This window comes from Pantoea sp. 9140 (genome assembly GCF_000745295.1).
In the GTDB taxonomy this organism is placed as follows: Bacteria; Pseudomonadota; Gammaproteobacteria; order Enterobacterales; family Enterobacteriaceae; genus Pantoea; species Pantoea vagans.
The window spans coordinates 921,166-940,539 of record NZ_JQNO01000001.1 but is presented as its reverse complement, the minus strand read 5'-3'; the positions used below and the strand labels follow the sequence as shown (position 1 = coordinate 940,539).

At 58.8% G+C, this 19,374-nt stretch carries 20 protein-coding genes and 1 riboswitch; of the genes, 8 read left to right on the top strand and 12 right to left on the bottom strand.

Annotated features, from left to right (window positions below; genetic code table 11):
• Positions 1–41: 41 nt before the first annotated feature.
• The 3 genes from FA92_RS04470 to FA92_RS04460 are packed head-to-tail and all read left to right on the top strand — an operon-like array spanning position 42 to position 3,009.
• Positions 42–803: an endonuclease/exonuclease/phosphatase family protein gene (locus tag FA92_RS04470; protein ID WP_033782376.1), complete on the top strand. Its 762-nt coding sequence runs from the start codon at positions 42–44 to the stop codon at positions 801–803.
• Entirely contained in the window at positions 800–2,044 is a 1,245-nt protein-coding gene (clsB, locus tag FA92_RS04465) for a cardiolipin synthase ClsB (RefSeq protein ID WP_033782375.1), read from the top strand. Before FA92_RS04470 ends, clsB begins: the two co-directional genes overlap by 4 nt.
• Positions 2,044–3,009: a lysylphosphatidylglycerol synthase domain-containing protein gene (locus FA92_RS04460; RefSeq protein ID WP_013357195.1), complete on the top strand. Its 966-nt coding sequence runs from the start codon at positions 2,044–2,046 to the stop codon at positions 3,007–3,009. The genes clsB and FA92_RS04460 overlap by 1 nt, the downstream gene beginning before the upstream one ends.
• A 48-nt stretch (positions 3,010–3,057) precedes the next feature.
• Here the strand turns inward: FA92_RS04460 and FA92_RS04455 are convergent, their stop codons facing one another.
• Complete coding sequence (locus tag FA92_RS04455; protein ID WP_013357194.1) at positions 3,058–3,765, bottom strand: Bax inhibitor-1/YccA family protein; 708 nt, start codon at positions 3,763–3,765, stop codon at positions 3,058–3,060.
• Positions 3,766–3,863: 98 nt separating this feature from the next.
• Positions 3,864–4,958, bottom strand: a complete 1,095-nt coding sequence (locus FA92_RS04450; protein WP_033782373.1) for a DUF1615 domain-containing protein — start codon at positions 4,956–4,958, stop codon at positions 3,864–3,866.
• Positions 4,959–5,064: 106 nt separating this feature from the next.
• Here FA92_RS04450 and FA92_RS04445 point away from each other — a divergent pair, with 106 nt between their 5' ends.
• On the top strand, positions 5,065–5,850 hold the full coding sequence (locus FA92_RS04445) for an OBAP family protein (RefSeq protein WP_033782372.1): 786 nt from the start codon (positions 5,065–5,067) through the stop codon (positions 5,848–5,850).
• 93 nt (positions 5,851–5,943) lie between these two features.
• Here the strand turns inward: FA92_RS04445 and moaE are convergent, their stop codons facing one another.
• The 5 genes from moaE to moaA form a co-directional block, all read right to left on the bottom strand.
• Positions 5,944–6,396, bottom strand: coding sequence for a molybdopterin synthase catalytic subunit MoaE (moaE, locus tag FA92_RS04440; protein ID WP_033782371.1), 453 nt, complete (start codon positions 6,394–6,396; stop codon positions 5,944–5,946).
• A 1-nt stretch (position 6,397) separates the two neighbouring features.
• On the bottom strand, positions 6,398–6,643 hold the full coding sequence (gene moaD / locus FA92_RS04435) for a molybdopterin synthase sulfur carrier subunit (protein WP_013357190.1): 246 nt from the start codon (positions 6,641–6,643) through the stop codon (positions 6,398–6,400).
• On the bottom strand, positions 6,636–7,121 hold the full coding sequence (gene moaC / locus FA92_RS04430) for a cyclic pyranopterin monophosphate synthase MoaC (protein ID WP_033782370.1): 486 nt from the start codon (positions 7,119–7,121) through the stop codon (positions 6,636–6,638). Before moaC ends, moaD begins: the two co-directional genes overlap by 8 nt.
• Positions 7,122–7,123: 2 nt before the next feature.
• On the bottom strand, positions 7,124–7,639 hold the full coding sequence (gene moaB, locus FA92_RS04425) for a molybdenum cofactor biosynthesis protein B (protein WP_013357188.1): 516 nt from the start codon (positions 7,637–7,639) through the stop codon (positions 7,124–7,126).
• Positions 7,640–7,653: 14 nt separating this feature from the next.
• On the bottom strand, positions 7,654–8,640 hold the full coding sequence (gene moaA / locus FA92_RS04420) for a GTP 3',8-cyclase MoaA (protein WP_033782369.1): 987 nt from the start codon (positions 8,638–8,640) through the stop codon (positions 7,654–7,656).
• Positions 8,630–8,763, bottom strand: a riboswitch (molybdenum cofactor riboswitch). It overlaps the preceding gene by 11 nt.
• 204 nt (positions 8,764–8,967) lie before the next feature.
• Here moaA and yvcK point away from each other — a divergent pair.
• On the top strand, positions 8,968–9,891 hold the full coding sequence (gene yvcK, locus FA92_RS04415) for a uridine diphosphate-N-acetylglucosamine-binding protein YvcK (RefSeq protein ID WP_033782368.1): 924 nt from the start codon (positions 8,968–8,970) through the stop codon (positions 9,889–9,891).
• Here the strand turns inward: yvcK and uvrB are convergent.
• Entirely contained in the window at positions 9,875–11,896 is a 2,022-nt protein-coding gene (gene uvrB, locus FA92_RS04410; RefSeq protein ID WP_033731912.1) for an excinuclease ABC subunit UvrB, read from the bottom strand. The two genes, yvcK and uvrB, sit on opposite strands and share 17 nt — an antisense overlap.
• Before the next feature lie 892 nt (positions 11,897–12,788).
• Between uvrB and FA92_RS04405 the strand changes: the two genes are divergently transcribed.
• Positions 12,789–13,511 (top strand): ATP-binding cassette domain-containing protein, encoded by a 723-nt coding sequence (locus tag FA92_RS04405; RefSeq protein WP_033782367.1) that lies wholly within the window; start codon positions 12,789–12,791, stop codon positions 13,509–13,511.
• Positions 13,512–13,632: 121 nt separating this feature from the next.
• Here the strand turns inward: FA92_RS04405 and bioD are convergent, their stop codons facing one another.
• Genes bioD through bioB form a run of 4 tightly spaced genes read right to left on the bottom strand, consistent with a single transcriptional unit; the run spans position 13,633 to position 17,222 of the window.
• Positions 13,633–14,304: a dethiobiotin synthase gene (gene bioD, locus FA92_RS04400; protein WP_033782365.1), complete on the bottom strand. Its 672-nt coding sequence runs from the start codon at positions 14,302–14,304 to the stop codon at positions 13,633–13,635.
• Complete coding sequence (gene bioC / locus FA92_RS04395) at positions 14,301–15,056, bottom strand: malonyl-ACP O-methyltransferase BioC (RefSeq protein WP_033782363.1); 756 nt, start codon at positions 15,054–15,056, stop codon at positions 14,301–14,303. The genes bioD and bioC overlap by 4 nt, the downstream gene beginning before the upstream one ends.
• Complete coding sequence (bioF, locus tag FA92_RS04390) at positions 15,040–16,191, bottom strand: 8-amino-7-oxononanoate synthase (RefSeq protein WP_033782362.1); 1,152 nt, start codon at positions 16,189–16,191, stop codon at positions 15,040–15,042. The genes bioC and bioF overlap by 17 nt, the downstream gene beginning before the upstream one ends.
• On the bottom strand, positions 16,191–17,222 hold the full coding sequence (gene bioB / locus FA92_RS04385; RefSeq protein WP_033782361.1) for a biotin synthase BioB: 1,032 nt from the start codon (positions 17,220–17,222) through the stop codon (positions 16,191–16,193). Before bioB ends, bioF begins: the two co-directional genes overlap by 1 nt.
• 86 nt (positions 17,223–17,308) lie before the next feature.
• On the opposite strand from bioB, the gene bioA reads away from it, so the two are divergent.
• Positions 17,309–18,613: an adenosylmethionine--8-amino-7-oxononanoate transaminase gene (gene bioA / locus FA92_RS04380; protein WP_033782360.1), complete on the top strand. Its 1,305-nt coding sequence runs from the start codon at positions 17,309–17,311 to the stop codon at positions 18,611–18,613.
• A gap of 75 nt (positions 18,614–18,688) precedes the next feature.
• Positions 18,689–19,165 (top strand): kinase inhibitor, encoded by a 477-nt coding sequence (locus FA92_RS04375; RefSeq protein ID WP_013357177.1) that lies wholly within the window; start codon positions 18,689–18,691, stop codon positions 19,163–19,165.
• The last annotated feature ends 209 nt before the right edge of the window (positions 19,166–19,374 follow it).

Here is a 19,374-nt window from a genome sequence, read left to right as displayed (position 1 = left end):
ACTTTGATTCTATTGATGATGAAAAGGAGTGCGTCGCGAGTATGCCACAAAATGCGCAAGGATTTTCAATAAAAGTCCTGACGATCAATACACACAAGGGGTTTGCCCCGTTTAATCGCCGCTTCATCCTGCCGGAATTGCGCGAAGCCGTTCGCGCAACCTCGGCGGATGTGGTCTTTCTCCAGGAGGTAATGGGCACCCATGCCATCCACTCCCTTAACCATGAAGAGTGGCCTGAATCGCCTCATTATGAGTTTCTGGCTGACACCATGTGGAACGATTTCGCCTACGGCCGCAATGCGGTCTATCCGGAGGGACATCACGGCAATGCCGTGCTTTCACGCTTCCCGATAACTGACTATGAGAACCGGGATATCTCGGTGGCAGGCAGTGAAAACCGCGGCATGCTGCACTGTCAGATCGCCCTGCCCGAGCCGCACGGCACGCTGCATGTCATCTGTGTTCACCTGGGTCTGAAAGAGACACATCGTCACACGCAGATGAAGAAGATCTGTGAAATGGTCAACTCGCTGCCGCCCGACGCGCCGGTCGTCGTAGCAGGCGATTTTAACGACTGGCAGCGACGCGCTAACGCCATTTTAAAACAGGGCGCAGGCCTGAAAGAGGTATTCAGTATGAAGACCGGACGCCCGGCGCGCACCTTCCCGGCGCGCTTCCCGCTATTGCGGCTTGACCGCATCTATGTCCGCAACGCCACCGTGAGTCATCCGTGGGCGCTGCCGCGTAAGCCCTGGTCCCATCTTTCCGATCACGCGCCGCTGGCGGTGGAGATTCATCTATGAATTTTAACTGGCAGGAAGGCAACCGGCTGCTATTGCTGGAAAATGGTGAAGCGTTTTTCCCGCGCGTCTTTGGCGCGATTCAGCGGGCAGAACGCTCAGTTTTGATCGAAACCTTTATTCTGTTTGAGGATGACGTCGGCAACGCCCTGCACCGCGAATTGCTGGCAGCGGCCCAGCGCGGCGTGCGGGTCGAAGTGATGGTCGATGGCTACGGCTCCGCTGAACTCTCCGACCAATTTGTGAACAGCCTGACCAGCGCGGGTGTGCGTTTCATCTACTACGATCCGCGCCCGCTGGTGATGGGGATGCGCACCAACGTCTTCCGCCGCCTGCACCGTAAAACGGTGGTGGTGGATGACGTGGTCGCCTTTGTCGGCGGCATCAACTTCTCGGCTGAACACAACACTGATTATGGCCCGGAGGCGAAACAGGATTACGCGGTACAGGTCAAAGGCCCGGTCGTGGCTGACATCGCACGCTATCTGCAACAGGCCATTGGCAGCGAACAGCATACCCGCCGCTGGTGGGGATCGCGTTCTCATCGTCCGGCGGTGAATGCTAAACCCGGCGATGCTCAGGTACTCTACGTTTACCGCGATAATGACGAGCACCGCGACGACATCGAAGTGCACTATCTGGAGATGCTGCGCGAGGCGAAGCGGGATGTGATTATTGCCAACGCCTACTTCTTCCCGGGCTACCGGCTGCTGCGTGAGATGCGCAATGCCGCGCAGCGTGGCGTCCGGGTGCGGCTGATTGTGCAGGGCGAACCGGATATGCCGATTGTGAAAGTGGGCGCAGAGCTGCTCTACAACTATCTGGTCGATGGTGGCGTGGAAGTCTACGAGTATATCCGTCGTCCGCTGCATGGCAAGATCGCTGTAAAAGATGATTACTGGGCGACCGTCGGCTCCAGCAACCTCGATCCGCTGAGCCTCTCTCTGAACCTGGAAGCTAACCTGATCATCCACGACCGACCTTTTAACCAGACGCTGCGTGACAACCTCGAAGCGCTGCTGGCCAACGACTGCCAGCGCGTGCAGGAGGATCGCCTGCCGCCGCGCAACTGGTGGCAACTGAGCAAAAGCGTGGTGGTATTCCATTTCCTGCGTCATTTCCCGGCCATCGCGGGCTGGCTTCCGGCACATACGCCGCTGCTGGCTCAGGTCAGTGCGCCGGTACAGCCTGAAATGGAAACGCAGGATCGTATAGAAGCAGACAACCCGGGAGCAAAATCCTGATGGCAAAAAAACATCCACGCTGGCAGCTGGCAAAAAAAATCCTCACCGTGCTGTTTTTCGTCGCGGTGGTGGTTCTGCTGGTGGTTTATGCCCGCAAAGTGAACTGGGAAGATGTTTATGAGGTCATCGTTAACTACAACCGCTTTGTGGTCCTGACCGCCGCCGGACTGGTGGTGCTGAGTTACCTGGTGTATGGCTGCTATGACCTGATTGGCCGCGCCTACTGCGGCCATAAGCTGGCGAAGCGGCAGGTCATGCTGGTGTCGTTTATCTGTTACGCCTTTAACCTGACGCTGAGTACCTGGGTGGGCGGCGTCGCGATGCGATACCGGCTCTATTCCCGGCTGGGCCTCGACAGCGGCACCATCACCCGCATCTTCTCCCTGAGCATCGCGACTAACTGGCTGGGCTATATTCTGCTGGCGGGCGTGGTGTTCAGTGCGGGCATGGTCTCGATCCCCGGCGGCTGGTTTATTGGTGAGACTACGCTGCGGCTGATTGGCGTGGTTCTGCTGGTGCTGGTGGCGATTTACCTCTGGGCCTGTGCCTTCTCAAAACAGCGTCGCTGGACGATTAAAGGCCAGACGCTGCAGCTGCCTTCACTGCGCATGGCGCTGCTGCAGTTTGCGGTTTCCTGTGCCAACTGGATGGTGATGGGCGCGATTATCTGGCTGCTGCTGGGACGCGACGTGGGCTATCCGATGGTGCTGGGCGTCCTGCTGATCAGCAGTATTGCCGGGGTAATCATTCACATTCCGGCGGGCATTGGCGTTCTGGAAGCGGTTTTCCTGGCGCTGCTCAGCGGTCAGCACGCTTCGCATGGCACCATCATTGCGGCGCTGCTGGCCTATCGTGTGCTCTACTTTATCCTGCCGCTGCTGTTAGCGCTGGTGCTCTATCTGGGCCTGGAGAGTCGGGCGAAGCATCTGCGTCAGAAGAACGAGCAGAAGTTACAGAAATCGTAATAAAAAAAGGGAGGCGCAACCTTCGCGCCTCCCCTTTTACACTGAAAATCAGCGGCGGTTACCGAGGATCCGCAGCAGCATCAGGAACAGGTTAATGAAGTCGAGATAGAGCGTCAGCGCGCCCATGATCGAATAGCGACGCAGGTTTTCCGTGTCGCGGGCATCAATCTGCTCACCGATGTTTTTCAGCTTCTGCGTGTCATAAGCGGTTAATCCCACAAACACCACCACACCGATGTAGGTAATCGCCCACATCAGCGCCGGGCTTTTCAGCCAGAAATTCACCAGCGACGCCAGCACAATGCCTATCAGCGCCATAAACAGCAGGCTGCCAAAACGGCTCAGATCGCGTTTGGTGGTATAGCCGTAGAAGCTCATCGCACCAAACATCCCTGCCGTGACAAAGAAGGTGCTGGCGATGGAGGAGTAGGTGTAGACCAGGAAGATACTCGCCATGGTAATGCCGGTCAGCGCCGAATAGAGCATAAACAGCCCGGTGGCTACGGCTCCGCTTAGACGATGCACCATGCCTGACAGGAAGAACACCAGCGCCAGCTGCGCGATAATCAGCCCGAAGAAGGTAATGCGATTGGCAAACACCAGCTCCATCACTGCGGGCGTACGCGCCGCGAACCAGGAGACAAATGCGGTCAGTAACAGACCGCAGGTCATCCAGCCATAGACCTGCGCCATATAGGCTTGTAAACCGCGAGATGCGGGTTGAACGATGGAATCATTGCGTGGATATCGGTCCATGATGCACCTCTTGTTAAACGGATGAACAGCTCCCTGCCGGGAGCCATGCCAGATTTAAGTGTGGCACAGCTCAGCTCAACTGTGCCACAACATGCTGGTTAACGCCGCGACAGACACTGCTGATAACGGCTGTCGACGCGCTGCGCAAACCACGCCGTCGTCAGATTACGGGTAATTTTCGGACTTTCCAGCTTAATGCCCGGCAGCATTTCACGCGGCAGCTTACGACCCGCCATTTTATCCGCCAGGGCAAAGACCTGTTTCCAGAGTTCGCTGTCGCTGAACGATTCTTTCTCTCCTTTCTCCAGATCGCGGCGAATGGCGCTGTTGCTCATGTCGATCTGCTTCGAGAGCGTCCGCACCGCCAGTTCGGTGCCGCCCGCCGCGTCTGAGCCATAGAGGATCAGATCGCCATCCAGCGCCAGCTTCATGCCGGTGGCTTTTGACACTGCCGCCTGGAACGCCGCATTGCGGCTGGCGTACCAGCCTGCATTGTAGTCGGCAAAGCGATAGAGCGGCTGGCTGTAGTCAGCCGGATAGCCGAGCAGGTGCATCGTCCCAAAGTAGATCCCGCCGTGACGGGTAAAGACTTCACGCCGGATGGTGCCATCGATCGGCCACGGATAGCCTTTGGCGTGCGCTTCGGCAAACGCGATGCTGACCTGCATCGGCCCGCCGGTGTGAATTGGGTTGAGATTGCCGAACAGCGTCTGGCCCATCGGCACCATATCGATCAGATCATCGAAGATGGCGCTAAGGTCTTTTTCACTGCGCACCTTGTCCAGCCGGGCGGCGTAGCTTTCTCCGGTCGGCGATTTGATCAGCAGCGCGGTGCGCACCAGGAAGGCCGGGACGTGCACCTGCGCTGCACGGCGGTTGATCTCGCCCCAGGCGATTTTTGGCAGGCCTGGCACCGCGGCCTCGGCGCTGAAGTTACTCTCCTGATCCGCCACGGCGATCACCGCGCACAGGTTACTGGCGCTGGGGTCGATCTGCTGCGTGCGGAAGGTGGTGTAGATATCGTCGCTCCAGGCCGCTTTATTGCTGACGTGCGACGGCAGCAGCCGCTGGATTTGCGCTTTGACATCTTCAGGCTGCCGTACCGGCGCCTCCGGAGTTTTCTTGCTGCTACAACCCGCCAGCACCAGGGCGGCGCCCAGTGTCAGACGTTGCAGAATCGGGGTAGATGACATGCCTGTCCTCAGAATGAACCAAAGCCCTACTCTACCATTGCCAGAGTTTCACAGGCAGGAGAGAACTGAACTAAGGTTACCTTTTTTAACGTTAAAGGAACTTACGATGTTTAAACTCTGGCCTGTTGCGGCGTTCAGCCTGTTATTAACCGGCTGCGGCGCCAGTAATACCCCTGCTCAGGTGCAGTCACCGGGCGCGCCGACCTCCTCCTCACTGAAAGTGCTGGAAACCGGCGCCAGCGTGATGCAGTCCCGTCCGCCTATCGACGCCATCAATACTTATCTCGATGGCTTCCATTTTTATAACGGCGATAAAAACGGTCAGATGGAGGCGCACCACTATGTCACCGTGCTGAACGACGATGTGATGCAGGCGGTGATTTACGACGGCAACACGCGCGACGCGCGGCTGATGGGCGTGGAGTACATCATCAGCGAACGGCTGTTTAAGACCCTGCCGCCCGAAGAGAAAAAGCTGTGGCACAGCCATCAGTATGAGGTGAAATCGGGCACGCTGATTGCGCCAGGTTTACCGAAAGTTGCCGACCACGCGCTGATGACCCGCATCGTGAATACCTATGGCAAAACCTGGCACACCTGGCATACCGATCGCGACAAAACGCTGCCGATCGGCATTCCGGCGCTGATGATGGGCTTTACCCAGGATGGTCAGATGGATTCACGGCTGCTGGCGGATCGCGATCGCCGTTTTGACGTGGACAGCAAGCAAATCCGTGCCGATCGGGCGGATATCGTAGCCAATCCGGCGGCGCCGGGTGCTAACGCCTGGGAAAAGGGTCAGGTTATTCAGCTTAAGCGCACTCATGGCGGCGGTGAGCACAGCCACGGTCAGACCGGCTTTGGTCCGGCAGAGCAGCTGAAGCAGCCGTAGGCGTTGTGTATGCGTGTTAGCGGGCTGTGACGCGGGTGAGTAAGGGTAACGCAGCGGGCGGAGAAACTTCTGCCCGCTTGCGCCATAAATGCCTCAGTCCCAGCGCTGGGCAGCCTGATGGTCGCTATCGCGGGCATCCACCCAGCGATCGCCCTGCTCTGTCGCTTCGCGCTTCCAGAACGGCGCACGGGTTTTCAGGTAATCCATAATGAACTCCGCGGCAGAAAAGGCGCTGCCGCGATGGGCGCTGGTAACGCCCACCAGCACGATCTCATCGCCGGGAAACAGCTCGCCGACGCGGTGGATTACCGTGACGCGCTGCAGCGGCCAGCGTTCGCGCGCCGCATCAACAATCTCCTGCAGCGCTTTTTCGGTCATGCCGGGATAGTGCTCCAGCGTCAGCGCCGCCACGTTATCACCCAGATTGTGGTTGCGGACTTTGCCGGTAAAGGTCACCACCGCACCATCTTCATCACAGGTCGCCAGCCAGCGATACGCTTCCGCCACATCAAAGGGTTCGGGACCGACGCGAATCTGCGTTTCCATCTCAGCCTCCGGTTACGGGCGGGAAAAAAGCTACTTCATCACCGGCGTGCAGCGGGTGACTCATCGGCACCAGCGTCTGGTTGACAGCCGCCAGCAGTTTGCCCGACTCCAATGCCAGCGCCCAGCGATCGTCGCGTTCGGCCAGCGCAGCGCGCAGCGCCGCCACATCCGGATAGTCAGCGTTAACCTCAAGGGATGCGGTGCCGATCAGCTCGCGCACCTGGGCGAAAAACAGCACCTTAATCATGCGTGACCGCCTGGAAATCGCCGCTTTTGCCACCGCTCTTGCTGATTAAGCGCAGCTGATCGATGACGATATCCTTCTGCACGGCTTTGCACATGTCGTAGATGGTCAGCGCGGCTACTGACGCTGCCGTCAGCGCTTCCATCTCGACGCCGGTTTTGCCGGTCAGGCGGCAGAGCGAGGTGATGCGAACCCGATTATGATCTGGTTCTGCTTCGAGGTTCACTTCCACTTTGCTCAGCATCAGCGGATGACAGAGCGGAATCAGCTCCCAGGTGCGTTTTGCTGCCTGGATCCCGGCGATGCGCGCCGTGGCGAAGACATCCCCTTTGTGATGGCTGCCGTCGATAATCATCTGCAGCGTTTCCGGCTGCATCAGCACCAGCACTTCGGCGCGCGCTTCGCGCATGGTTTCAGCCTTGGCGGAAACATCCACCATGTGCGCTTCGCCCGCGGCGTTAATGTGTGTGAGTTGAGACATACTTACCGTTTCTTCAGATGTGAGACAAAATTACAGGGCGCAGTGCGCGCATCAAGCTGGTCAGCGATAATCCGCTCCCAGGCGGTGCGGCAGGCGCTGGTCGAACCCGGCACGGCCAGAATCAGCGTCCCGTTAGCCAGACCGGCAATGGCGCGCGACTGCAGCGTCGAGCCGCCAATCTCTTCATAGGAGATCATCCGGAACAGTTCGCCAAACCCGTCGATCTCGCGGTCAAACAGCGGCAGCAGCGCCTCCGGCGTGCTGTTCTTCAGGTTAAAACCGGTGCCGCCATTAATGATTACCACCTGGACATCGTCACTGGCGATCCAGCGCGACACGGTGGCGCGAATGCGATAAAGGTTATCCGGCACGATGGCGTGATCGACCACCTCATGGCCCGCTTCCGCCGCCGCCTCGCGCAGATAGTCGCCGGAGGTGTCGTTGCTGGCATCGCGACGGTCTGACACCGTCATCACCGCAATCTGCACGGCCTGAAATTCGCTGGCTGGTTTACCCATACTTCCTCCTGAAATTAGCCGCCAATGTAAGAGAGATTCTGTGTGATGCCGGTGTTGCCCTGATGCAGGAAGTGCGTCTGCTTCTTCTGTCCCAGGCTGCTGGCGATGCGCGCCTGCAGTTCGGCCTGCTGCTCATCGGACGCCAGCAGGTCACGCAGCGGTATGCCGCCGTCACCAAACAGGCACAGGTGAAGGTTACCCTGCGCCGAGACGCGCAGACGGTTGCAGCTGGCACAGAAATCTTTGGCGTAAGGCATGATCAGGCCAATCTCGCCGACATAGTCGGGATGATAAAAGACCTGCGCCGGGCCGTCGCTGCGTCCGCTTTCGCGCCGCTGCCAGCCCTGGGCAATGAGCTGTTCGCGGATCACCATGCCGGAAACGTGCTGATCGCGGAACAGCGTGCCGCCGTCGCCGGTCTCCATCAGTTCGATAAAGCGCAGCTGAATCGGACGGGTGCGGATCCAGTCGAGGAACGTGGCCAGATTACGGCTGTTGAGATCGCGCATCAGCACGCTGTTGACTTTGACCTGACGAAAACCGGCGTCCAGCGCCGCGTCGATGCCGCTCATCACCTGATGGAATTTATCCTGGCCGGTGATGGCGTGAAACTGACGGGCGTCCAGGCTGTCGACGCTGACGTTGAGTGCGGTCAGACCCGCGTCGCGCCACTGTTTCACGTCGCGCGCCAGCCGGTAGCCATTGGTGGTGACCGCGATCTGGCGGATAGAGGCGTTTTCACGCACTGCCGCAATGATGTCGGTGAAATCACGGCGCAGCGACGGCTCACCACCGGTTAGCCGCACTTTTTCGGTTCCGGCTGCGGCGAAAGCCCGCGTGACGCGGCGGATTTCATCCAGAGAGAGAAAGCTTTTGTTACGAATTCCCTGCGGTTTGTAGCCGTCAGGAAGACAATAGGTACAGCGGAAATTACAGACATCCGTGACCGACAGGCGCAGGTAATAGAACTTACGCGCGTATGCATCAGTAAATTGTGACACCAGAACACCTTTCCAGATTGGGAGATGCAGTCATTTCTTCCTGCACCCTGGCAGCACGATGGCTACGGCCTGAACCCCCTATCCGCAGACTTAGGCATTCAGGCTTGAGTGTACGCTGACCCGTTGATCAGCGCGGTAAACATGATGGTAGCGTGAATTTCCTCACTCTTCCATTTGCTCTTTTCGCTATATATTCTTATACATATCGAATTTTCACCGCATTTTCGCGACAGGATACGTTAAAATGCGATCCAGATTTTGACGCAAGTCATCCGCGCGGGATTAGCGTTTAGAGCCACGCTACGCGACGAGATGTTAAGGAGAAGTATGAATCGCACACTGGCCGATCTTGATCGCGTTGTGGCACTGGGCGGCGGACACGGTTTAGGCCGCGTGATGTCGGCCCTTTCCCCGCTGGGCTCCCGTCTCACCGGCATCGTCACCACCACCGACAATGGCGGATCGACCGGCCGCATTCGTCGATCCGAAGGCGGTATCGCCTGGGGCGACATGCGCAACTGTCTTAACCAGCTGATTGCAGAACCCAGCGTCGCCTCCGCGATGTTCGAGTACCGTTTTGCCGGTAACGGCGAACTGGCCGGTCACAACCTCGGCAATCTGATGCTACGGGCGCTGGATCATCTGAGCGTTCGCCCGCTGGAAGCGATCAACATCATCCGTAACCTGCTGAAGGTCGACGCCTTTTTAATCCCGATGTCGGAGCAGCCGGTGGACCTGGTGGCGATGGATGCCGAAGGCAATATGGTTTACGGCGAAACCGCCATCGATGAGATGAAGCAGCCGCCGCAGGAGCTGATGCTGCATCCCAACGTCCAGCCGACGCGGGAAGCGCTGCAGGCCATTGCAGAAGCGGATCTGATCCTGATTGGTCCAGGCAGTTTCTACACTAGCCTGATGCCGATTCTGCTGATGGAAGAGATGGCACAGGCCCTGCGTCGCACGCCTGCCACTATGGTGTTTATCGGCAATCTGGGCCGTGAGCTCAGCCCCGCCGCGGCCAGTCTTTCAGTGGCTGACAAGCTTCAGATGATGGAACGTTATATCGGCAAGCGGGTGATCGATGCCGTAGTGGTCGGACCGTCGGTCGCCACAGAGGGCATTGAAAACCGGCTGATTGTCCGTGAACCGCTGGAGGCCGCCGACATTAAATATCGTCACGACCGCCAGCTGTTACGGGTGGCGCTGGAACACGCCATTCAGAGCTTTGACGGCACTACGAGGCCGCGATAAACAGCGTTCGCAGCTCATGCAGCTGATCGCGAACGCTGGCCGCCTGTTCGAACTCCAGGTTCTGCGCGTGCTGCTGCATCTGCCCTTCCAGCTCGTGGATTTTCTTCTGCAGCGCCTGCGGCGTTAACAGCTGGAAATCGGCCAGTGCCTGAGCCTCGCCAGGACGAGCCGGTTTCGCTTTGCCGCGGGTTTTCACCACATTCTTGCCCAGCTCCAGAATATCCGTGATCTTCTTGTTCAGGCCCTGCGGCACAATGCCATTCTTTTCGTTGTGCAACTGCTGTTTCTCGCGGCGGCGCTCTGTCTCTTCAATGGCACGCGCCATCGACGGCGTGATTTTATCGCCATAGAGAATCGCTTTACCGTTGATGTTACGCGCCGCACGACCAATGGTCTGAATCAGCGATCGTTCGGAACGCAGGAAGCCCTCTTTATCCGCATCCAGAATCGCCACCAGCGACACTTCCGGCATATCCAGCCCCTCACGCAGTAAGTTGATGCCCACCAGCACATCAAACTCACCCAGACGTAAGTCGCGGATAATCTCCATACGCTCTACGGTGTCGATGTCGGAGTGCAGATAGCGCACCTTCTCGCCATGCTCCGTCAGATATTCAGTGAGATCTTCCGCCATGCGCTTGGTCAGCACCGTCACCAGCACACGTTCGTTGATCGCCACGCGCTGATGGATTTCCGACAGCAGATCGTCAACCTGGGTGCCGACCGGACGCACTTCGATGATCGGATCCAGCAGACCGGTAGGACGCACCACCTGATCGACCACTTCGTCGCCCGATTTTTCCAGCTCATATTTGCCCGGCGTTGCCGAGACATAGATGGTCTGCGGGGCCAGCGCCTCAAACTCTTCAAACTTCATCGGACGGTTGTCCAGCGCCGACGGCAGGCGGAAGCCATACTCCACCAGCGTCTCTTTGCGCGCCCGGTCCCCTTTGTACATGCCGCCAATCTGCGGGATGGTGACGTGCGACTCATCCACCACCAGCAGGCCATCGGCAGGGAGATAGTCAAACAGCGTCGGTGGCGCTTCGCCCGGTCCGCGTGCGGAGAGGTAGCGCGAGTAGTTCTCGATGCCGGAGCAGTAACCCAGCTCACTCATCATCTCCAGATCAAACTGGGTACGCTGAGTAATACGCTGCTCTTCCAGCAGTTTATTGTTCTCCAGCAGCACCCGGCGGCGGTCCGCCAGCTCGACTTTGATATCTTCCATCGCCTGCAGGATGCGCTCACGCGGCGTGACGTAGTGCGTCTTGGGATAGATGGTAAAGCGCGGCACTACTGAATCGATCTGCCCGGTCAGCGGGTCGAACAGCGACAGACGCTCAACCTCTTCGTCAAACAGTTCGACGCGCAGCGCAATATCATCCGACTCCGCCGGGAAGATATCGATCACTTCGCCACGCACGCGGAAGGTGCCGCGCTGAAACGCCTGGTCGTTGCGGGTGTACTGCAGCTCTGACAGACGGCGCAGAATGCTGCGCTGATCGATAATCATGCCGCGTGTCAGGTGCAGCATCATTTTCAGATAGAGATCGGGATCGCCCAGACCATAGATCGCCGAAACCGACGCCACCACGATAACGTCGCGCCGCTCCAGCAGCGCCTTGGTCGCTGACAGACGCATCTGTTCGATGTGTTCATTCACCGACGCATCTTTTTCAATAAAGGTGTCGGAGCTCGGCACATAGGCTTCAGGCTGATAGTAGTCGTAGTAAGAGACGAAAAACTCGACGGCGTTATCCGGGAAAAACTCTTTCATCTCGCCATAGAGCTGCGCCGCCAGCGTTTTGTTCGGTGCCAGCACCATCGTCGGGCGATTGAGGTCGGCAATGACGTTGGCGACGGTAAAGGTTTTACCGGAGCCGGTCACGCCTAATAAAGTCTGGTGGGCCAGTCCATCCTCCAGCCCCTCTTCCAGGCGACGGATCGCCTCAGGCTGGTCGCCCGAAGGTTTAAAGGCGGAATTGAGTTTAAAAGCTTTGGTCATGAATGCAGTTCCTGCTGGAGAAGTCGGCGGGCAGCCACTTATTTTACTCTGCTATGGTGATTTTGCCAGAAAATAATACTGGATATAAAAACAGTAATCGTGCAAGGTTTATGCTATCAGGGTAAGACTTAGCCCGCCTGCTTCAGATACGTGATATCGCAAAACCTGTTGCGCAATGTTATCCCCAGACCGGGATCGGATTTAACATTTGTCAATAGAACGTCACAAAATTACAGTTCGGTTATCTGACAGAAAATTCGCAGGCTTGTTTTTTGATAACCAGCTGATTTTACTGGTTTAAGCTAATAAGGCCAGAATCTCGTCATTATGTTACCAGGCCGCGTATTTCCTCGCTTCTAACCGGTTTTCATTACCTAATGCACAAGGTTATCCACAGGAATAGTGGATAAGTGATGGCAGCCCCGCCGCCATCAGCTGTGTATAATTTTTCCCTGCCGTCCCGCCTCGTTGAAAATAATTTTTTTTGCGTTAAATTTCGCGTCGGCTGCTGACGGATTATTCTGCATTTTTAATCTGTCGCCTGGCGTGGCACGCAAATTTTCATCATTCCACTAAGATTCTTAATCAGACATTCTGCGTTACCGCAGCACGTCTGCACCACAAACAGCGCCCGCAGGCACTGTAAAAGTGCAGGCGCGTGATGACCATGGGTAATTGATAAGTTTTTCTCACCTTTTCTCCCTGATACAGCGCACTTCAGCAGGAAACAGGGCCGTTTTAAGATCTGGCCTGGGAATTGCAGGAGTCAGTAACGTCACCGCGCTTTACGCGCACTGTGCTGCAATGGTGAGGCTGCCGTTGCTGATGACTTGTTTGCCAGACGACAAAGAGCGGAAGCAATCAGGCTAATGATCGGGAAGGAGAGTGTCAGATGCTGAGTCTACGTTCGGTAAATCAATTTTACGGTCAGAACCATATCCTGTGGGATGTGGACCTGGATCTGTCGCCTGGCACCTGCACCGGCATTCTGGGCCGTCCTGGCATGGGCAAGACCACGCTGGTCAACTGCATCATGGGCAGACTGCCGATTAACAGCGGCACCATTTCCTGGAAAGAGGATGGCTCGCCGCCGGAAGATTTGCTGCTGCAACCGGCCGAACAGCGGGCGCAGATGGGCATCGGCTATGTGCCACAGGGCCGCCACATTTTTACCCAGATGAGTGTGGAAGATAACCTGCTGATTGCCCTGCTGGCGGGTGCCAGCCAGCGCGATCGTCATCGCGCCATTCCCGAAATGGTCTTTGATTTGTTCCCGGCACTCTACTCCCTGCGCCAGCAACGCAGCGGCGATCTACCCATCGATCAGCAGCAACAGCTGGCCCTGGCGCGCGCGCTGGTGCTGCAGCCCAAACTGCTGATTCTGGATGAGCCGACTGATGGGATGTCGCCGTGGCTGGAAGAGGAGATGGGCAACCTGATCCGCCGGCTTAACCTCGACTACGGGCTGACCATCCTGCTGCTGGAGCAGCGCCTGTCGCTGATTCGGCGGGTGGCGGACTATTTCCTGCTGCTGCACCGTGGCCGTAATGTGGCGCAGGGCAGCATGGAGCAGCTCGATGACCACACCTTGGATAAGTGGCTGACGGTGGCCTGACGCTGAGTCCCTGCCACGGCAGGCGTCAGGATTGCAGGCAGCGCGCAACAACCTGACGTTCAGGCTGGTGAGCACTGCACAGGCTCAGACTGACAAAGCATAAAGCCCGTTGGGTCAGGCTTTACTCTGGCAGCGTCAGATACTGTCCACAGGAGGCCTGCTGTGCCGCATCGGTGAGATACGGAATGGTGCCCAGACAGGGCGCAGGCAGTCGCTGCTTCAGGCTGGTGAGATATTCCTGATAGCGTTTGCCGGGAGGTTCGACGGTGTTGGCGATCCAGCCCACCAGTGGCAGGCCGCACGCACGCACCGCCTCGGCGGTGAGCATGGCGTGGTTGATGCAGCCGAGCTTAATTCCCACCACCAGAATCACGGGCAGCTGTTCGCTGACCACCCAGTCCGCATAGGTGTGCGTCTCTGACAGCGGGGTGTACCAGCCGCCCGCACCCTCGACCAGAATCCAGTCCGCCAGTGGCTCCAGCGCCGCCAGACCCGCTGACAGTGCCAGATGGGTGATCGGCCTGCCCTCTTCGGCGCTGACGATGTGTGGCGAGGTCGGCTCCATAAACGCCAGCGGATTGACCTGCTGATAGCTTAACGGCACGTTGCTGAAGCGCTGCAGCGCCAGCGCATCACTGTTGCGAATGCCTTCAGGCGTCATCTCACAGCCTGACGCAACCGGCTTGTAGCCCGCACAGCGGTAGCCCGCTGCGGCGGCTGCCTGCAACAGTGCGCCGCTGGCGACCGTTTTACCGACTTCGGTGTCGGTGCCGGTGATAAAAAGCCGTTTCATGAAAGCGTGACTCCATAGATTAAATGGTAACTCAGGCGATAGCCGTGCCGATCGCGCGGCCAGTGTGCCTCTAACTGGTTGAGCCGTTGTCGGGTGAGTATCTGCCCGTCGCGACCCTGATGCAGATGGGTCGCGCCAATCCCTTTCAGCGAACGCATGGCACTGAGCGCATCGGGAAAATGCAGCGTCACCCTTTCCGCGCTGCAAATCAGTTGCTCTGCGTGGCAGGCCGCCGCAATCTGCGGCTCGCTAAGAAAGCGGTTAGCATGGGGTAACGCATCCAGATGGGACCAGGCTTCATGCACCTCCTGCAGCGAGCCGTCGCCCAGCGTGGAAAACAGCAGCGTGCCCTCGGGCCGCAGCACCCGTCGGAACTGGCGCAGCGCGCCGGGCAGATCCTCACTCCACTGCACCGCCAGGTTGCTCCACACCATGTCGATACTGTTATCCGCCAGCGGCAGCGCGTCGATGTCGCCCACCAGATAGCGCTGCGCCGCGTCGTTGTCCCGCGCCTGTTGCAGCATCTGCGGTGAGAGATCCAGCGCCGTGACCTGTTTGCCGCGTTCGCGCCACAGCCTGCTGTACCAGCCGGTGCCACACCCGGCATCCAGCAGCTGCAGCCCGCTGTGAGCCGGTGCGCGTGCCAGCAGCGCATCGCCGCTGAGTCGTTGCAGTGCCGCATGGGCATCGTAATGGCTGGCCGCCCGGCCAAAGGCTCGCGCAACCGCCTGCTTATCAACCCGCAGCGTCATGCAGCGCCTCCAGTAACCGATCAATATCTTCCGGGTGATGTGCCGCCGTCAGGGTAATGCGCAGCCGGGCCGTTCCCGGCGGCACGGTAGGTGGCCTAATCGCACTGACCCAGCAACCCGCCTCCGCCAGCCGCGCCGAGAGCGCCATCGCATCGCCATTTTCACCGATCAGCAGCGGCTGGATCGCGCTGGCTGAGTCCATTAGTTGCCACGGCAGCGAGGCCGCGCCACGCCGGAAATGCGCAATGTTCTGCTGCAACTGCTGGCGCAGCGCATCACCCTGCTGAATTTCGCGCAGTGCCGCCTGTAGCGCCACAGCCTGCGCAGCGGGCATGGCGGTGGAATAGATCAGATGCCGGCTGAACTGCAGGAAATAGTCGGCGGTATCCGCATCGCACAGCAGCGCGGCACCGCTGACGCCAAAGGCTTTGCCAAAAGTGACCACCAGCAGTTCCGGCTTAACGCCCTGCTGCCAGCAGCTGCCCCGCCCCTGCTCACCTGCCACGCCGATGCCGTGCGCATCATCCACCAGCAGCCAGCCCTGTGCCTGACGCGTCTGTTGCGCCAGCGCAGCCAGCGGTGCGCTGTCGCCATCCATGCTGAAAATCCCCTCGGTCACCACCAGCGTTTCCCCCTCACAGGGTGACGCGAGCCGTGCCGTCAGGCTCTCCGGATCGTTATGACTGAAACGGCGCAGCTGCGCCGGGCTGTGGCTGGCGGCGTCAAGCAGCGAGGCATGGCTGAGTTTGTCGGCCAGGATGCGATCGTTTTTCTCGCCCAGCAGATGAATCACCGCCTGATTGGCCGCGAACCCGGAGATAAACAGCAGCGCACGGTCATAGCCGAGCCAGTCGGCCAGCTGCGCCTCAAGTTCGGCGTGCTGACGGTGATAACCGGTGACGTGACCTGAGGCGCCCGCCCCCGCGCCCGCCAGCGCCGCACCCTGTTGCCAGCCCGCAATCACCGCCGGATGGCGGTTTAAACCGAGATAGTCATTGCTGGAGAAGTGCAGATAGCGGCGGCCACCGCTCTCTAACGTGCGGGTGGCTTGCTGATCGATGATTCGACGCTGTCGCCAGCCATCGGCCGCACGGCGCTGCGCCAGCCCCTGCTGAAGTCGTTGCTGCCAGCTCATTACAGCGCCGCGTTGTAGAACTGTTCTGTATCGGCATGGAACAGCTGCTCGCTGAGGTGTTCTTCCTGCTGCTGATCGCCGTGTTGGGTGTGGGTATGCTCCGGGTTCAGCCCCAGTTTGCGGAACAGCACGCGGTCTTTATCCTCTTCCGGATTCGGCGTGGTCAGCAGTTTGCAGCCGTAGAAAATCGAGTTCGCCCCGGCCATAAAGCACATAGCCTGAGTCTGCTCGCTCATCTGCTCACGACCCGCGGAGAGACGCACATGCGAGGTCGGCATCATGATGCGCGCCACCGCGATGGTACGGATAAAATCGAACGGCTCTACGTCATCGTTGTCCGCCAGCGGCGTGCCTTTGACTTTGACCAGCATGTTGATCGGCACGCTCTCCGGCGGCGTCGGCAGATTGGCTAACTGCACCAGCAGACCGGCGCGATCGTTCACGGTTTCACCCAGGCCGACGATGCCGCCCGAACAGACTTTGATTCCGGCGTCACGCACTTTGCCGAGCGTATCCAGACGTTCCTGATAGCTGCGGGTGGTGATGATGGAACCATAGAATTCCGGTGAGGTGTCGAGGTTATGGTTGTAGTAATCGAGGCCCGCGCCCGCCAGCCGCTGCGCCTGTTGATCGCTGAGCGTGCCGAGCGTCATGCAGGTTTCCATTCCCATCGCCTTCACGCCTTCGACCATCTTTTCCAGGTAGGGCATATCGCGCTCGTGCGGGTTTTTCCACGCGGCACCCATGCAGAAACGGGTCGAACCGGCGGCTTTGGCCTGACGCGCGGAGGTCAGTACCTCCTCCACTTCCATCAGACGTTCCGACTCCAGGCCGGTCTTGTAGCGCGCGCTCTGCGGGCAATATTTGCAATCTTCCGGGCAGGCCCCGGTTTTGATCGACAGCAGGGTACTGACCTGCACCTGGCGCGGGTCGAAGTGCTGACGATGCACCTGCTGCGCTTTAAACATCAGTTCAAGAAAAGGTTGATCAAACAGTGCTTGCGCCTGTGCAATTGTCCAGCGTTGAGCCATTACGTACTCCAGAAAAGGGTGTCATCCCGACAGAAAGCAGGGGTATACTTGTAAACTATATTTTTTTATTTTGGTTTACAACTCCGATGACTACCCCCGTTTTCTCCTCCGATGATGCCCGTTTTGATCGCCAGCATATCTGGCATCCCTACACTTCCATGCAGGATCCGCTGCCCTGCTACCCGGTCGTCGCCGCGCAGGGTTTTCAGCTGCAGCTGGCCGATGGCCGTGAGCTGGTGGATGGAATGTCATCGTGGTGGGCGGCGATTCATGGTTACAACCACCCGCGACTGAACCGGGCGCTAACGGAGCAGGTCACGCAGATGTCGCACGTGATGTTTGGTGGCATTACCCATCCGGCAGCAGTGGCGCTCTGCCGTCAGCTGGTGGCGATGACGCCCGAGGCGCTGGAGTGCGTCTTCCTGGCCGATTCCGGCTCGGTGGCCGTGGAAGTGTCGATGAAAATGGCGCTGCAGTACTGGCTGGGCCGCGGTGAGACGCGCCAGCAGTTCCTGACACTGAAGCGCGGCTATCATGGTGATACCTTTGCCGCGATGTCGGTGTGCGATCCCGATAACTCGATGCACAGCCTGTGGCGCGGCTACCTGCCCGAACATCACTTTGCGGCAGCCCCGGCCTGCGGCTTTGATGATAAATGGGACGAACGCGACTTCGATGATTTTGCCCGGCTGATTGAACAGCATCACCGGCAGCTGGCAGCGGTGATCCTGGAGCCGATTGTGCAGGGTGCGGGCGGGATGCGTTTCTATCATCCGCGCTATCTGCAGCAGGTCCGGGAAGCGTGCGACCGCTATGGCGTGCTGCTGATAGCGGATGAGATCGCTACCGGCTTTGGCCGCACCGGCAAGCTCTTTGCCTGTGAACATGCAGGCATTACCCCGGATATTCTCTGCGTCGGCAAAGCGCTGACCGGCGGCATGATGACGCTGGCAGCGACCCTGACCACCCGCGACGTCGCCGACACCATCAGCCGCAGCGCGGCAGGCTGTTTTATGCATGGCCCGACTTTTATGGGGAATCCGCTGGCCTGCGCAGTGGCGGCGGAGAGCCTGAGCATGCTGGCGGAAGGTCACTGGCAGCGTCAGGTGGCCGCAATCGAACAGCAACTGCGGGCTGAGCTGCTGCCGCTGCGCCGTTCCCCACAGGTGGCCGATGTGCGCGTGCTGGGAGCGATTGGCGTGGTGGAAACCCATCAGGTGGTCAACATGGCGGCCCTGCAGCAGTTCTTTGTTGAACAGGGCGTCTGGATCCGGCCTTTTGGCCGTCTGATCTACCTGATGCCGCCCTACATCATCACGCCCCAGGCACTGAGTCAGCTGGTGCAGGCGATTGGCAGTGCGCTGGAACATTTGCAACATTTTGCCGCCTGAAGCGGGCTGACCACTGGCACTGGTGGCGCTTTTGGTTATGATGAAAGGCTATTCATCGACAGTTAAGGAGATGTGATGCGCGTTTTTAGTCAGGATTTTAATGACGGCGAGAAGATGCCAGAAAAGCATGTTTTCAACGGCATGGGTTATCAGGGCGAGAATATTTCTCCCCATCTTGCCTGGGAAGCAGCACCGGAAGGCACCAAAAGTTTTGTGGTGACCTGCTACGATCCTGATGCGCCGACGGGTTCCGGCTGGTGGCACTGGGTCGTGGCGAATATTCCGGCCAGCACCACGTCACTGCCGCAGGGTGCCGGTTCCGGCAAAGCGTCACTGCCAGCAGGCGCAATCCAGACCCGCACCGATTTCGGTCAGGCGGGCTATGGTGGCGCGGCACCGCCACAGGGCGAAACCCATCGCTACATTTTCACCGTGCATGCGCTGGATGTGGAGACGATTGAGGTGGATGAAGGCGCCAGTGGCGCAATGGTCGGCTTTAATGTGCATTTCCACGCCCTGGCGAGCGCCTCGCTGACCGTGAATTATCAGTAATTCAGTATATCTTTCCCGCCCGGGAGAGATGTACTTAAAAGTCTGTCCCGGTTAGCTGTGAGACCGAGCCAGCGCAGGAAATTCGGTCAAATCGGAAAGTCGCTTACGCCAATCCCTGGCTCGCTCGGCCCGCGTGATTACGCACCTCATCCCTGAGGTGCGCCCGTAAATGGGCCAACGCTTTGCGTTGTTCAAAAACGCTCCCGGCG

Excerpts from the sequence above, each read along its gene's own strand:
- FA92_RS04470 (WP_033782376.1), top strand. The coding sequence starts at position 42 with ATGCCACAAAATGCGCAAGGATTTTCAATAAAAGTCCTGACGATCAAT.
- clsB (WP_033782375.1), top strand. The coding sequence starts at position 800 with ATGAATTTTAACTGGCAGGAAGGCAACCGGCTGCTATTGCTGGAAAAT.
- FA92_RS04460 (WP_013357195.1), top strand. The coding sequence starts at position 2,044 with ATGGCAAAAAAACATCCACGCTGGCAGCTGGCAAAAAAAATCCTCACC.
- FA92_RS04455 (WP_013357194.1), bottom strand. The coding sequence starts at position 3,765 with ATGGACCGATATCCACGCAATGATTCCATCGTTCAACCCGCATCTCGC.
- FA92_RS04450 (WP_033782373.1), bottom strand. The coding sequence starts at position 4,958 with ATGTCATCTACCCCGATTCTGCAACGTCTGACACTGGGCGCCGCCCTG.
- FA92_RS04445 (WP_033782372.1), top strand. The coding sequence starts at position 5,065 with ATGTTTAAACTCTGGCCTGTTGCGGCGTTCAGCCTGTTATTAACCGGC.
- moaE (WP_033782371.1), bottom strand. The coding sequence starts at position 6,396 with ATGGAAACGCAGATTCGCGTCGGTCCCGAACCCTTTGATGTGGCGGAA.
- moaD (WP_013357190.1), bottom strand. The coding sequence starts at position 6,643 with ATGATTAAGGTGCTGTTTTTCGCCCAGGTGCGCGAGCTGATCGGCACC.
- moaC (WP_033782370.1), bottom strand. The coding sequence starts at position 7,121 with ATGTCTCAACTCACACACATTAACGCCGCGGGCGAAGCGCACATGGTG.
- moaB (WP_013357188.1), bottom strand. The coding sequence starts at position 7,639 with ATGGGTAAACCAGCCAGCGAATTTCAGGCCGTGCAGATTGCGGTGATG.
- yvcK (WP_033782368.1), top strand. The coding sequence starts at position 8,968 with ATGAATCGCACACTGGCCGATCTTGATCGCGTTGTGGCACTGGGCGGC.
- uvrB (WP_033731912.1), bottom strand. The coding sequence starts at position 11,896 with ATGACCAAAGCTTTTAAACTCAATTCCGCCTTTAAACCTTCGGGCGAC.
- FA92_RS04405 (WP_033782367.1), top strand. The coding sequence starts at position 12,789 with ATGCTGAGTCTACGTTCGGTAAATCAATTTTACGGTCAGAACCATATC.
- bioD (WP_033782365.1), bottom strand. The coding sequence starts at position 14,304 with ATGAAACGGCTTTTTATCACCGGCACCGACACCGAAGTCGGTAAAACG.
- bioC (WP_033782363.1), bottom strand. The coding sequence starts at position 15,056 with ATGACGCTGCGGGTTGATAAGCAGGCGGTTGCGCGAGCCTTTGGCCGG.
- bioF (WP_033782362.1), bottom strand. The coding sequence starts at position 16,191 with ATGAGCTGGCAGCAACGACTTCAGCAGGGGCTGGCGCAGCGCCGTGCG.
- bioB (WP_033782361.1), bottom strand. The coding sequence starts at position 17,222 with ATGGCTCAACGCTGGACAATTGCACAGGCGCAAGCACTGTTTGATCAA.
- bioA (WP_033782360.1), top strand. The coding sequence starts at position 17,309 with ATGACTACCCCCGTTTTCTCCTCCGATGATGCCCGTTTTGATCGCCAG.
- FA92_RS04375 (WP_013357177.1), top strand. The coding sequence starts at position 18,689 with ATGCGCGTTTTTAGTCAGGATTTTAATGACGGCGAGAAGATGCCAGAA.